12 protein-coding genes are annotated in these 12427 nt (G+C 69.4%); 6 read left to right on the top strand and 6 right to left on the bottom strand.

The window, feature by feature from the left end; translation table 11 throughout:
- Positions 1 to 10: 10 nt before the first annotated feature.
- Both CRM90_RS02660 and CRM90_RS02665 read right to left on the bottom strand, forming a co-directional pair.
- Positions 11 to 376, bottom strand: a complete 366-nt coding sequence (locus CRM90_RS02660; RefSeq protein WP_102805467.1) for a HesB/IscA family protein — start codon at positions 374 to 376, stop codon at positions 11 to 13.
- A 94-nt stretch (positions 377 to 470) separates the two neighbouring features.
- The gene (locus CRM90_RS02665; protein WP_102805468.1) at positions 471 to 1526 is read right to left on the bottom strand and encodes a glycerate kinase family protein; all 1056 of its coding nucleotides are present in this window, start codon (positions 1524 to 1526) and stop codon (positions 471 to 473) included.
- A 23-nt stretch (positions 1527 to 1549) separates the two neighbouring features.
- On the opposite strand from CRM90_RS02665, the gene CRM90_RS02670 reads away from it, so the two are divergent.
- The 5 genes from CRM90_RS02670 (at position 1550) to CRM90_RS02690 (ending at position 6462) form a co-directional block, all read left to right on the top strand.
- Positions 1550 to 2203 (top strand): DUF3043 domain-containing protein, encoded by a 654-nt coding sequence (locus CRM90_RS02670; RefSeq protein ID WP_199189753.1) that lies wholly within the window; start codon positions 1550 to 1552, stop codon positions 2201 to 2203.
- Between the two features lie 13 nt (positions 2204 to 2216).
- Positions 2217 to 2744, top strand: a complete 528-nt coding sequence (locus CRM90_RS02675) for a bifunctional adenosylcobinamide kinase/adenosylcobinamide-phosphate guanylyltransferase (RefSeq protein WP_102805470.1) — start codon at positions 2217 to 2219, stop codon at positions 2742 to 2744.
- Positions 2744 to 3793 carry a nicotinate-nucleotide--dimethylbenzimidazole phosphoribosyltransferase gene (cobT, locus tag CRM90_RS02680; protein WP_102805471.1) on the top strand — a complete coding sequence of 350 codons (1050 nt, stop codon included), beginning with the start codon at positions 2744 to 2746 and terminating at the stop codon, positions 3791 to 3793. The genes CRM90_RS02675 and cobT overlap by 1 nt, the downstream gene beginning before the upstream one ends.
- Positions 3794 to 3796: 3 nt before the next feature.
- Positions 3797 to 4552, top strand: coding sequence for an adenosylcobinamide-GDP ribazoletransferase (locus CRM90_RS02685; protein ID WP_102805472.1), 756 nt, complete (start codon positions 3797 to 3799; stop codon positions 4550 to 4552).
- Between the two features lie 155 nt (positions 4553 to 4707).
- On the top strand, positions 4708 to 6462 hold the full coding sequence (locus CRM90_RS02690; protein ID WP_199189769.1) for a BCCT family transporter: 1755 nt from the start codon (positions 4708 to 4710) through the stop codon (positions 6460 to 6462).
- On the opposite strand, the gene CRM90_RS02695 is transcribed toward CRM90_RS02690, so the two are convergent.
- On the bottom strand, positions 6455 to 7561 hold the full coding sequence (locus tag CRM90_RS02695; protein ID WP_102805474.1) for a branched-chain amino acid aminotransferase: 1107 nt from the start codon (positions 7559 to 7561) through the stop codon (positions 6455 to 6457). The two genes, CRM90_RS02690 and CRM90_RS02695, sit on opposite strands and share 8 nt — an antisense overlap.
- A gap of 23 nt (positions 7562 to 7584) precedes the next feature.
- On the bottom strand, positions 7585 to 8688 hold the full coding sequence (gene gcvT, locus CRM90_RS02700; protein WP_199189754.1) for a glycine cleavage system aminomethyltransferase GcvT: 1104 nt from the start codon (positions 8686 to 8688) through the stop codon (positions 7585 to 7587).
- 40 nt (positions 8689 to 8728) lie between these two features.
- On the opposite strand from gcvT, the gene CRM90_RS02705 reads away from it, so the two are divergent.
- The gene (locus CRM90_RS02705) at positions 8729 to 10252 is read left to right on the top strand and encodes a leucyl aminopeptidase (protein ID WP_102805476.1); all 1524 of its coding nucleotides are present in this window, start codon (positions 8729 to 8731) and stop codon (positions 10250 to 10252) included.
- Here the strand turns inward: CRM90_RS02705 and CRM90_RS02710 are convergent.
- Both CRM90_RS02710 and CRM90_RS02715 read right to left on the bottom strand, forming a co-directional pair.
- On the bottom strand, positions 10249 to 11997 hold the full coding sequence (locus CRM90_RS02710; protein ID WP_102805477.1) for an SDR family oxidoreductase: 1749 nt from the start codon (positions 11995 to 11997) through the stop codon (positions 10249 to 10251). The two genes, CRM90_RS02705 and CRM90_RS02710, sit on opposite strands and share 4 nt — an antisense overlap.
- On the bottom strand, positions 11997 to 12332 hold the full coding sequence (locus tag CRM90_RS02715; protein ID WP_102805478.1) for an oxidoreductase: 336 nt from the start codon (positions 12330 to 12332) through the stop codon (positions 11997 to 11999). Before CRM90_RS02715 ends, CRM90_RS02710 begins: the two co-directional genes overlap by 1 nt.
- Between the last annotated feature and the right edge of the window lie 95 nt (positions 12333 to 12427).

The raw sequence follows: 12427 nt of genomic DNA on the forward strand, positions 1-12427 counted from the left end.
TGAAGCTTGGTTAGTTGAACGAATCGCCGCAGGCGCACGAGCCGGTGGCGTTCGGGTTGTCGATCGTGAAGCCCTGCTTCTCGATGGTGTCGACGAAGTCGATGGTCGCGCCCTGGATGTACGGCGCGCTCATCCGGTCGACGGTCAGATTGACCCCGCCGAACTCGCTGACCAGGTCACCGTCGAGGGTGCGATCGTCGAAGAACAGGTTGTAGCGCAGGCCGGCGCAGCCACCCGGCTGAACGGCGATCCGCAGCGCCAGGTCGTCGCGGCCTTCCTGGTCCAGCAGCGACTTGGCCTTAGCGGCCGCGGCCTCGGTCAGAATCGCGCCGTGGGTCTCGGTCGTGGTCTCGGTCGACTGATCGGAAACAGTCATTGCGTCTCCCTACAAGCAGATGTCTTTGCGGGCTTTACCCACTTCGTCAACGGTACCTTGTCCGGGCGCTATTCCCGAGTCGATGGGCCCGTCCTCAGCCGACCAGGTCGGCGGCGGTCCGGCGGGCCAGGCCGGTGAGCTGAGCGGCGGCGTCGTCGATGGCGACCTGCACCGACCCGGCGTAGTCGGCGATCGCGTGCGCCGCGGTGATTCCCGCCGCGGTCAACTCCGCTGGCGGCAGGGTGACCTGGCCGGCCAGCACGATCACCGGAACACCGCGGGCCCGCGCGCCGCCGGCGAGTGCGCTGACCACCTTGCCGTGCAGCGATTGGTCGTCGAAGCGGCCTTCCCCGGTGACGATCACGTCGGCGGCCGCGACGTCGGCGGCCAGCCCGGTGTGCTCGGCGATGACGGCCGCTCCGGATTCGCGGCGTGCGCCCAGGGCCAGCAGCGCGGCCCCCAGTCCCCCGGCCGCGCCCGCGCCGGGCAGTGGGCTGATCGTCATCCCTGCCAGCGCATCGAGCGTGACAGCCCACGCCGTCATCCGCTGCTCGAGCCTCGCCACGGTGTCCGGATCGGCGCCCTTCTGGGGGCCGAAGACCCGCGCCGCCCCCATCGGACCCAGCAGCGGGTGTTCCACGTCCGTGGCAGCGATCAGATCGACCTGTGCCAGCTTGACCCTGGCCTGTTCCGGGCCGCCGAGCGCCTCGATCATCCCGCGGCCGCCATCGGTGCAGGAGCTGCCGCCCAGGCCGACGATGATCGTGCGGGCGCCGGCCTGCAGCGCGGCGTCGATCAGCTGGCCGACTCCGCGGCTGTGGGCGGCGACCGCACTGTCCGGCGTGGGCGGACCGGGAAGCAGCGTCAGGCCGCAGGCCTGGGCGCATTCGATGTAGGCGGCCGACGCGGCGCGATCGTCGACCCATTCGGCGTCGACGTCCTCATCGAGCGGCCCGGACACCCGGGTGTGACGAACCTCGCCGAGCCTCCCGGCCAGCACGCCGACGAAGCCGGGGCCGCCGTCGGATTGCGGCGCCAGGACGAGTTCGTCGGAGGGCCTGGCGTCACGCCAGCCGGCCGCGATGGACTGGGCGGCTTCGACGGCGGTCAGGCTGTCGCCGTAGCAGTCCGGCGCGATCAGCACCCGCATTCGTGCAGGGTAACCTGGCAGGCGTGAAGCTGCTGGGCCGCAAGAACGACGAAGGTGCCGCCAAGGCCGAACCGGTGGAGGTCGATGAGTCTGCCGCGGTGGCCGGCACCACCGCGCCCAAGGGCAAGCCGACCCCGAAGCGCAGTGCCACGGCCAAGCGCCGCGGGCCGGTCGCCCCCGCACCGATGACCTCCGCCGAGGCGCGCAAGCGCCGCAAGGAGATGCGCGCCACCCTCACCAAAGAGGAGCGTCGCGCCGAGAAGGATCAGCGCCGCACGGCGATGAACGATCGCCGTGAGCGGATGATGGCCGGCGACGAGGCTTACCTGCTGGCCCGCGACCAGGGACCGGTGCGCCGGTATGCGCGCGACATCGTCGACGCCCGTCGCAATGTGCTGGGGCTGTTCATGCCGTCCGCGCTGGGCTTGATCTTCGTGATGCTGGCGGTGCCGCAGGTCCAGCTGTTCATCTCCCCCGCGATGCTGGTCTTGATGGCGGTCATGGCGATCGACGGAATCCTGTTGGGCCGCAAGGTGAAGAAGGCCGTCGACGCGAAGTTCCCGGACAACGACGAAGGCGCCTTCAAGCTCGGGATGTACGCCGCGGGCCGGGCTTCCCAGATCCGCCGTATGCGCGCGCCGCGACCGCAGGTCGAGCGCGGCGCCAAGGTTGTCTGAGTCCCGCCAGGCGGTGCGCACTCTGGTGCTCGGCGGAATCCGGTCGGGCAAGTCACGCTGGGCCGAGACGGCGCTGGCCGATGAATCCGAGGTCCGCTACGTCGCCACCGGTGCGGCCGCCGATTCCGACCCGTCCTGGGCGCGCCGGGTGGCTGCGCACCGCGAGCGTCGGCCGGCTTCCTGGCGCACCGTCGAAACCGCCGATGTGGCAGCCGTTTTGCGCGACGGCCCGGCCACGGCCACCCTGGTCGACGATCTGGGCGGCTGGCTGACCGCCACGTTCGATCGCCGCGGCTGGGACGGCGGATCGGTGAGACCCGACGTCGACGAGCTCGTCGGCGCGGTCGAGACGTTCACCGGGCGGCTGGCATTGGTCAGCCCCGAGGTCGGGTTGACCGTGGTGGCGGCGACTGCTTCTGGCAGGCGCTTCACAGACGAACTCGGCACACTCAATCAACGACTCGCCCTGTGCTGTGACCAGGTGGTCCTGGTGGTTGCGGGATTCCCGGTCTGGGTCAAACCGACGAAAGCGTTGAGCTGATGGATTTCCCCGCGGTCTCCCCGCCAGATTCCCGTGCCGCCGCGGCGGCCAAGCGTCGCCAGGACATTCTCACCAAACCCACGGGCGCGCTGGGCCGCCTGGAGGATCTGTCGGTCTGGGTGTCCGCGTGCCAAGGAGCTTGTCCGCCTAGGCAATTCGAGCGAGCCCGGGTGGTGGTGTTCGCCGGCGACCACGGCGTCGCCCGGACCGGGGTGTCGGCATATCCGCCGGAAGTCACCGCGCAGATGGTGGCCAACATCGATGCCGGCGGCGCGGCGATCAACGTACTGTCCGGGGTGGCGGGCGCGTCGGTGCGGGTCGTCGATATCGCGGTGGACTGCGAGCAGCCGCTGACCGGCGAGATCGGCGCGCACAAGGTCCGCCGCTCCAGCGGCAACATCGCGGTCGAGGATGCGCTGAGCGCCGACGAGGTGGTGGCCGCCGTTGAGGCGGGACGCCGACTCGCTGACGACGAGGTGGACGCCGGCGCCGACCTGCTGATAGCGGGCGACATGGGCATCGGAAACACCACGGCCGCAACAGCATTGATCGCCACGCTGACCGACACCGAGCCGGTGGCGGTGGTGGGGCGCGGCACCGGCATCGACGACGACGCGTGGGCTCGCAAAGTCGCGGCGGTGCGCGATGCCATGTTCCGCGGTCGCCAGTTCCGGCCCGACCCGGTCGGGCTGCTGCGCACCTGTGGCGGTGCGGATCTGGCGGCGATGGCCGGCTTCTGCGCGCAGGCCGCGGTGCGACGCACACCGCTGCTCCTCGACGGCGTCGTGGTGACGGCGGCAGCTCTGGTCGCCGACCGGATGGCCCCCGGCGCGCGGGCCTGGTGGCAGGCCGGACACCGGTCGACGGAGCCCGCGCACACGCTGGCGCTGGCCCACCTGGAGTTGATTCCGATCATCGACCTCGGTTTGCGCCTCGGTGAGGGCACCGGCGCGGCGGTGGCCCTGCCGCTGCTGCGGGCGGCCGTCGCGACACTGGCCTCGATGGCCACCTTCTCCGACGCCGGCGTCTCCGATCGCGCCGCGGACTGAACCGTGTTCCGTTCGCTGGCAGGCGCTTTCGCCTTCGCCACCGTGGCACCGTCGCCCGGCTTGACGGCAGCACCGGGCCGTGGTGTGTTGACGGCGTTGCCGGTCGTGGGCGTGGCGCTGGGCGTGACGGCGGCCGGGGTGTGCTGGGCATCGACGGCGGTGTTCGGTGCCGGCAACGGGTTGGCCGGCCTACTGGCAGTGGCGGCGCTGCTGTTGCTGACTCGCGGACTGCACGCCGACGGGCTGTCGGACACGGTGGACGCGCTCGGCTGCTACGGACCGCCTGAGCGGGCACTTCAGGTGATGCGGGACGGGACTGCGGGCCCTCTCGGCGTCGCCGCCGTGGTGATGGCGATCGGCCTGTCTGCATTCGCGTTCACCACCGTGCTGGCCAGTCCGGGTGGTTGGCGGGGTGCGCTGGCGGTGGCCGTCGCGGTCACCGCTGGACGAGTCGCCGTGGTGCTGGCTTGCCGGACCGGAATTCCGGCGGCGCAGGGCAGCACTCTCGGCCGCCTGGTGGCCGGCACTCAGCCACTGTCGGTGGTGGTGGTCTGGACGCTGGTGGTTCTCGCCGCCGCGGTCCTGATCACTCCGGCGATGTGGCCGGGCCCGGTGGCCGTGTTGGCCGGGTTGACGTCGTCGGCAGTGCTCGTCGCGCACTGTGTACGCCGATTCGGTGGGATCACCGGCGATGTTCTCGGCGCGGTCGTCGCGCTGACGACGACCGTGACCGCGGTTCTGCTGGCGGCCCTGAGTTAGCGCCGAGGTAGGGTCACCAGCACACGACCCTCCATCCGACCAGATCTTCCTGGCACACGAAACGACGACAACATTGGGGAGGCACTGTGAGTTCGCCCATGCCCGAGACCACCGAAGCCGAGACTCCGGGGCCACTGAGATCCGCGTGGCGAAGTATGCACCTGCCGGTGTTCATCCCGGCGTCGGTGGTGATCATCGGGCTGATCGTCTTCGCCGTCGTCTACGCCTCCACGGCGAGCAACGCCTTCGGCCAGCTCAACGACGCGATAACCAGCAGCGTCGGCTGGTGGTACATCCTGGTGACCACCGGCTTCGTGCTATTCGCGCTCTACTGTGGGTTGTCCCGAGTCGGGACGATTCGGCTCGGCCGCGACATCGAAAAGCCGGAGTTCAGCTTCTGGGCGTGGCTGGCGATGTTGTTCAGCGCCGGCATGGGAATCGGGCTGGTGTTCTACGGGGTAGCCGAGCCGCTCACCCACTACGTCGACCCCCCGCCGTCGCTCGGTGTTGACGGCTCGACCGACGCCGCCGCCAACCAGGCGATGGCGCTGACGCTGTTCCACTGGGGGCTGCACGCCTGGGCCATCTACGTGGTCGTCGGGCTGGGCATGGCGTACATGACGTATCGGCGCGGGCGCCCGCTGTCGGTGCGGTGGCTGTTGGAGCCGCTGATCGGACGGCGCCGTGTCGAAGGGGTGATCGGCCACACTGTCGACGTCATCGCCGTCGTCGGCACGCTGTTCGGGGTGGCAACCTCGTTGGGCTTCGGAATCACCCAGATCGCCGCCGGCTTGGAGTATTTGGGCTGGATCACGGTGAACAACTGGTGGATCGTGGCCATGATCGCCGCTATCACCGCCATCGCGACGGCATCGGTGGTCAGCGGTGTCAGCAAGGGCCTGAAATGGTTGTCCAACATCAACATGGCGCTGGCCGCAGCACTGGCCGGGTTCGTGTTGCTGCTCGGCCCCACCCTGTTCCTGCTGCAGGCCTGGGTGCAGAACATGGGCATCTACGTGCAGTCACTGCCGCAATTGGCGTTGCGCACGGGCCCGTTCACCGACGGCAAGTGGTTGTCGAACTGGACCATTTTCTACTGGGGCTGGTGGATCAGCTGGGCGCCCTTCGTCGGCATGTTCATCGCACGGATATCCCGGGGTCGCACCATCCGGGAGTTCGTGGCGGCGGTGTTGCTGGTCCCGACTGTGATCGGATCGCTGTGGTTCACGATTTTCGGTGAATCGGGGATCCTGCGTCAGCGCAACCACGGCGACATGCTCGTCGACGGCTCGGTGGACACCAACACGTCACTGTTCCGGCTGCTGGACGGTCTGCCCCTGGGCGTGGTGACCAGCCTGGTCGCGGTGGCAGTGATCGTGTTCTTCTTCGTCACCTCCTCCGATTCGGGATCACTGGTCATCGACATTCTGTCCTCGGGTGGGGACCTGGATCCGCCGAAGCCGACCCGGGTGTACTGGGCCACTCTCGAAGGCGTGGCGGCCGCGGTGCTGCTGCTGGTCGGCGGAGCCGGCTCGCTGACGGCGCTGCAGACCGCGTCGATCGCCACCGCGCTGCCCTTCTCCCTGGTGATGGTGGCGGCGTGCGTGGCGATGATCCGTGCTTTCCGCTACGACCTGGCGACCACGCCGCGATTGCTGCACGTGTCCGCACCCGATCAATTGGCCGATGAGCTGACCGCCGACGGAGACCGCCGCCGCGACGTCTCCGCGACGTTGGCCGGGTTGGTCGCGGTGCGCGCAATCCCAATCGACACCTGCGAGGTGCACGAGCAGACCGGTGCGCTGACGATCAACGACCCGATCGACCCGCTGGAACCGAATGCTGAGGTCACCGAGGCGGAACTGGAGGCTGCCGAGCAGCTGACTCGGCAGGCACATCGGCCTAGCTGAGCCGGGCCATCCAGCCGTGCGTGTCGGCGAAGGTGCCGCGCTGGATGCCGGTCAGGGTGTCCCGCAACGCCATCGTCACCTCGCCCGGCTGTCCGTCGGCGATGGTGAACTCGCCGTCACCGAACTTGACGTGCGAGACCGGGGTGATCACCGCGGCCGTGCCGCAGGCGAACACCTCGGTGATCTCGCCGGCGGCCACGCCCTTGCGCCACTCCTCGACGTCGATCTTGCGTTCCTCGACGGCGAACCCGGCGTCGCCGGCCAGTTGCAGCAGCGAATCGCGCGTGATGCCCGGCAGCAGTGAGCCGGACAGTTCCGGGGTGACCAGCCGCGCCGACCCGCCGCTGCCGAAGACGAAGAACAGGTTCATCCCGCCCATCTCCTCGATGTAGCGGCGTTCGATCGCGTCGAGCCAGACCACCTGATCGCACCCGTGCTCGGCGGCCTCGGCCTGCGCCAGCAGCGAGGCGGCGTAGTTGCCGCCGAACTTCGCCGCGCCGGTGCCGCCCGGGCTGGCCCGCACGTATTCGGTGGACAGCCAGACGCTGACCGGTTTGATCCCGCCCTTGAAGTAGGCGCCGGCCGGCGAGGCGATCACCAGGTAGCGATATTCGGAGGCCGGCCGCACGCCCAAGCCGGGTTCGGTCGCGATCACGAACGGCCGCAGATAGAGCGACGCCTCGCCACCGGCGGGCGGCACCCACTGGTTGTCGACGGCGATCAGCTGGCGCAGCGATTCGACGAACAGCTCCTCGGGCAGCTCGGGGATGGCGAGCCGGCGAGCGGACGCGCGCAACCGCGCGGCGTTGGCCTCGGGACGGAACGACACGATCGAGCCGTCCGCCCACCGGTAAGCCTTGAGCCCTTCGAAGATCTCCTGCGCGTAGTGCAGGACGATGGCCGACGGGTCGAGTTCGATCGGGCCGTACGGCACGACGCGGGCGTCGTGCCAACCCAGTTCGTCGGTGTAGAGCACCGACACCATGTGGTCGGTGTGGAATCGCCCGAAGCCGGGGTCGGCCAGAATCTGAGCCCGTACCTCGTCGGTCGCCGGATTCGCGTTGTGCTCAACCGTGAACTCGAGGGGGCCGTTGGTCATACGGCGATTGTAGACCGGGGCCGCTAGCGAGTTTTGACCTCAACGAACGGCGGTTTGACCACTTCGCACTCCAGGGGACGCCCGCGCACGTCGACGGTGACCAGCGCGCCGTCCTCGATCCCGGCGTCGGTGTCGATGAGGGCAAGGGCGATACCGACTTTCAGCGACGGCGAGAACGTGCCCGACGTCGTGACCCCCACCGGCAGTGCGCCGTTCAACACGGTCAGGTCCGGACGCAGCACGCCGCGGCCGGTGGCCCGGAGGCCGCGAAGCAGCCGGCGCGGGCCGGCCGCCTTCTCGGCCAGCAGTGCGTCGCGGCCGAAGAACGCGTCCTTCTTCCAGCCGATCGCCCAGCCGCAGCGGGCCTGCAGCGGCGAAATGTCCAGTGACAGCTCGTGTCCGTGCAGCGGGTAACCCATCTCGGTGCGCAGGGTGTCGCGGGCACCCAGGCCGGCGAGTTGTCCGCCTGCGGACTGCACCTCGGCGACGAGCGCGTCGAACACCACGGGTGCGGAGTCCCACGGCGGCAACAGCTCATACCCGTGCTCACCGGTGTATCCGGTGCGGCATACCCGTACCGGCACACCGGAGTACGTGGCGTCGGCGTAGCCCATGTAGTCCATGTCGGTGGGCAGCCCCAGCGCGGCGAGCACGTCGGCGGACCGCGGGCCCTGAACGGCCAGCACGGCATACGAGCGGTGCTGATCGGTGATCGAAATACCTTCTGGCGCAGCCGCTTGCAGTGCTGCGACGACAGCAGCGGTGTTGGCGGCGTTGGGCACCAGGAAGATCTCGTCGTCGCTGACGTAGTAGGCGATCAGGTCGTCGATCACCCCGCCCTCGGGGGTGCAGCACAGGGTGTACTGCGCCTTGCCCGGACCGATCCGGCGGAGGTCGTTGGTCAGCGTGGAGTTGATGAACTCCGCCGCGCCCGGGCCGGCCACCAGAGCTTTGCCCAGATGGCTGACGTCGAAGAGCCCGACCGCCTCGCGGGTGGCGGTGTGCTCACCGACCGTGCCGGCGTAGGACACCGGCATCAGCCAGCCGCCGAACGGCGCGAAGGTGGCGCCCAGTTCGCGGTGCTGGCTGTCGAGCGGGCCGTACAGGAGTTCCGATGTGTCGGTCACGGCCAACAACACTAGTGCCCCGCGTCTACTGTGAATCCTCGTGAGCACCGAACCTGGATACGCCGCCCCCACTGTCACCGTCGCGACCTCGCTGCCCAAGCGCGCGCAGTCGTCGGTGCTGATCGTCCCGGTCGTCACCGGCCTGGGAGGGGAAGCCGGTGACGGCTCCCCCACCGTCGTCGGCGGCCCGTTTCTGGACGCCGAGGCAATCGGTGAGATCGGTGTGGCCTTGCGTGCGCTGGGCGCCAAGGGCGGCGCCGAGCAGGTCACCCGCCTGCACGTGCCGTCGCTCGCGGTCGGCAGTGTGCTGGCCGTCGGGCTCGGCGCCCCGCGCGACGAGTGGCCGGCCGATGTCATCCGTCGTGCGGCCGGGGTGGCCGCCCGCTCGCTGTCCGGGGTCGACACCGTCATCACCACGCTGACCGAGCTGGACCTGGAGGCCGCGATCGAGGGCCTGATCCTGGGTAGCTACCGGTTCACCGAGTTCCGCAGCGCGAAGACGGCGCCGAAGGAAGCCGCGCTGAGCAAGATCATCGCGCTGAGCACTGCGGCGGGCGCCAAGAAGGACGCCGCCCGGGCCACCGCGATCGCCACCGCGGTGGCCACCGCACGCGATTTCGTGAACACCCCGCCCAGCCACCTGTTCCCCGGCGAATTCGCCAAGCGGGCAGAGGCTTTGGGTGAAGCCGCCGGATTGAAGGTCGAGGTGCTCGACGAGAAGGCGCTCGCCAAGGCCGGTTACGGCGGCATCATCGGGGTGGGCAAGGGGTCGTCGCGCCCGCCGCGGCTGGTGCGGCTGGCCTATCGCGGCGCCAAGGGCAAGGGCGCTAAGACCGTCGCCCTGGTGGGCAAGGGTGTCACCTTCGACACTGGCGGCATCTCGATCAAGCCGGCCGCGTCGATGCACCACATGACCTCCGACATGGGTGGCGCCGCAGCGGTGATCGCCACGGTGGTGCTGGCCGCCAAGCAGGGGTTGCCGATCGATGTGATCGCGACAGTGCCGATGGCCGAGAACATGCCGTCGTCGACCGCGCAACGCCCCGGTGACGTGCTGACCCAGTACGGCGGCATCACCGTCGAGGTGCTCAACACCGACGCCGAGGGCCGGCTGATCCTGGCCGACGCGATCGTGCGGGCCTGCGAGGACCAGCCCGACTACCTGATCGAGACCTCGACGCTGACGGGCGCGCAGACCGTCGCGCTGGGTGGCCGCACCCCGGGCGTGATGGGCAGCGAGGACTTCCGCGACCGGGTGGCCCGGATCTCACAGGCCGAGGGCGAGAACGCCTGGCCGATGCCGCTGCCCGACGAGTTGAAGGACGATCTGAAGTCGACTGTCGCCGATCTGGCGAACGTCAGCTCGCAGCGCTTCGCCGGCATGCTGGTCGCCGGGGTGTACCTGCGGGAGTTCGTCGCCGACGGCGTGCAGTGGGCTCATATCGACATCGCCGGGCCGGCGTACAACACGTCCGGCCCGTGGGGCTACACGCCCAAGGGCGGCACCGGGGTGCCGACCCGGACGATGTTCGCCGTCCTGGAGGACATCGCCGCGAACGGCTAGACCACGCCGGCGCGGGCGATGCTGCGCATCCCCTGCGGCAGCACCTTCGACGTGCCGTAGAGCAGGTATGCCTCGGGGGTGACCGGCCGGATCGGCTTGTCCTTCTTCACCGCGGAGACGATGGCCTTGGCCACCTTGTCCGGCCCGTAACCCCGCCGGTCGAACATGTTCTCCAGCTGCGCGCGCCGGGTCGCGACGGCGGCCCGCTTGCCCGATGGTGCGATCATCTCGGTGGCCGACACGATGTTGGTGTTGATGATGCCGGGGCAGATCGTGGTCAATCCGATTCCTGCGGAGGACAATTCGGCACGCAGGCAGTCGGAGAACATGTACACCGCCGCCTTGGACGTGCAGTAGGCGTTCAGCCCCTTCAGCGGTGAGTAGGCCGCCATGGACGCCACGTTGACGATGTGGCCGCCGGTGCCGCGCTCGACGAGCCTGCGGGCGAACGCGCGGCAGCCGTTGACGACGCCGCCGAGGTTGACGTCCAGCACGCGGTCGAATTGCTCTGCGGGAGTGTCCAGGAAGGCTCCGGCCACCCCGATGCCGGCGTTGTTGACGACGATGTCGGGCACGCCATGGGCGGCGCACACCTCGTCGGCGAATCGCTCGACGGCCTCGGCGTCGGACACGTCGAGCACATAGGGATGCGCGATCGCGCCGAGTGCGCCGATCTTGGCCGCGGTGTCCTTGAGGCCGGCCTCGTCGATATCGCTGATCACCAACTCAGCGCCGTCCCGGGCGAAGGCCAGCGCGGTTTCACGGCCGATGCCGCTGCCGGCTCCGGTGACCGAGACCAGGGTGTCGCCGAAGTCCTTCTGCGGCCGGCCGACCTGGGCCCGCAACAGTGCACGGGCGGCCGGTTTGCCGTCCAGGTGCTCGGCCAGTTCGGTGACCGCGGCGGCCAGCACCTGTGGATGGGTGAATGGCGACCAGTGCTTGGCGCGCAGGTCGCGGCGCCACAGCCGAGGCACCCACCGAGCGGTGTCGTCGTAGACGTGGGGCAGCACGAACGGATCGTCGAGGTTGACGATCAGCTGCACGGGAACGTCGACGTGGAAGTCCAGCGGACGGTGGATCAGCGCGGGCAGAGCGTTGGCCCGGTAGATCTTTGTGCCCCTGGCGGCGTCGTCGGCGAACGTCCCGCCGTAATGCACGAGATCCTTCGGAATGCCGCGGGTGAGTCCGGCGCGCATGACCCCGGAGCCCAGCCGCATGGCCGCGGGCGCCAGCACCGGAACCGACAGCGCGGCCGTGTAGGTGACATGTAGCAGCTGAGAGAGCGCGCGCACGAACAACTTTGGCCGGTACGGCTTCTTCAGCCCGTCGCGCACGTAGCGGATGAGGTGGTGCAGACTCGGTCCCGACACGGAGGTGAACGACGCCACCCGGTCACCGGCACCGGCCCGACCGAGGTACTCCCACATGCCGACCGAGCCCCAGTCGTGGCCGAGCACGTGCACGGGTTGGCCGGGACTGAATTCGGCAACGACGGCGTCGAAGTCGTCGGCGAAGTTGGGCATCGTGTACTTCGAGAACGATTTCGGCCCCGTGGACGCTCCGGCGGCGCGGCTGTCGTAGCGGACCACCCGGAACGTGTCGGCCAGTAGCGGCACGACCGCGTCCCACACCACGTGCGAATCGGGGTAGCCGTGCACGAGCACGACGGTCGGGCCGTCGGGATTGCCCTCCTCGTAGACCGCCAGGCGGGTCCCGTCGGTGCTGTCGACATAGCGCATGGTCATCACAACTCCAGGTCTCGTTGGCGGCGGCGTTCGATCCGCCGCCGAGCGTCATAGTCGCGCATCCGCTGCGGATACCCGACTTTCTGCACGTCATAGACAGGAATTCCGAGCTCTTCACCGAGTCGGCGGGCACCGGCCGGACCGTCGGCAGGGCGACGGGTCCATTCACCGTCGGCGGCCACGAGCACGACGGTCATCGGGGTCACGCTGGTCTCGGGCTCGACGTAGGCCTCCACCCCGGTGCGCTGCGCAGCCCATTCGTGCAGGTGCCGCCGATCGGCGGCGAGCGCGGAATCAGCCCGGCGGGTAGACCGGAACCTGTCGAACAGCCCCAACTCCGATGCACTCCTTCCGGCGGTCCTTCCCTTCGATGGTGCCAGAGAAATCACACGTCGCCCTGAGTGCGTGCGGGTGGCCCGGCAATGACAGG

It is taken from the genome of Mycobacterium sp. ENV421 (genome assembly GCF_002887815.1).
GTDB lineage: Bacteria > Actinomycetota > Actinomycetes > Mycobacteriales > Mycobacteriaceae > Mycobacterium.

Bases quoted from the DNA above. Each gene is read 5' to 3' on its own strand.
- CRM90_RS02710 (WP_102805477.1), bottom strand. From the start codon at position 11,997: ATGACCATGCGCTATGTCGACAGCACCGACGGGACCCGCCTGGCGGTC.
- CRM90_RS02690 (WP_199189769.1), top strand. From the start codon at position 4,708: ATGCACCTGCCGGTGTTCATCCCGGCGTCGGTGGTGATCATCGGGCTG.
- CRM90_RS02660 (WP_102805467.1), bottom strand. From the start codon at position 376: ATGACTGTTTCCGATCAGTCGACCGAGACCACGACCGAGACCCACGGC.
- CRM90_RS02695 (WP_102805474.1), bottom strand. From the start codon at position 7,561: ATGACCAACGGCCCCCTCGAGTTCACGGTTGAGCACAACGCGAATCCG.
- CRM90_RS02665 (WP_102805468.1), bottom strand. From the start codon at position 1,526: ATGCGGGTGCTGATCGCGCCGGACTGCTACGGCGACAGCCTGACCGCC.
- cobT (WP_102805471.1), top strand. From the start codon at position 2,744: ATGGATTTCCCCGCGGTCTCCCCGCCAGATTCCCGTGCCGCCGCGGCG.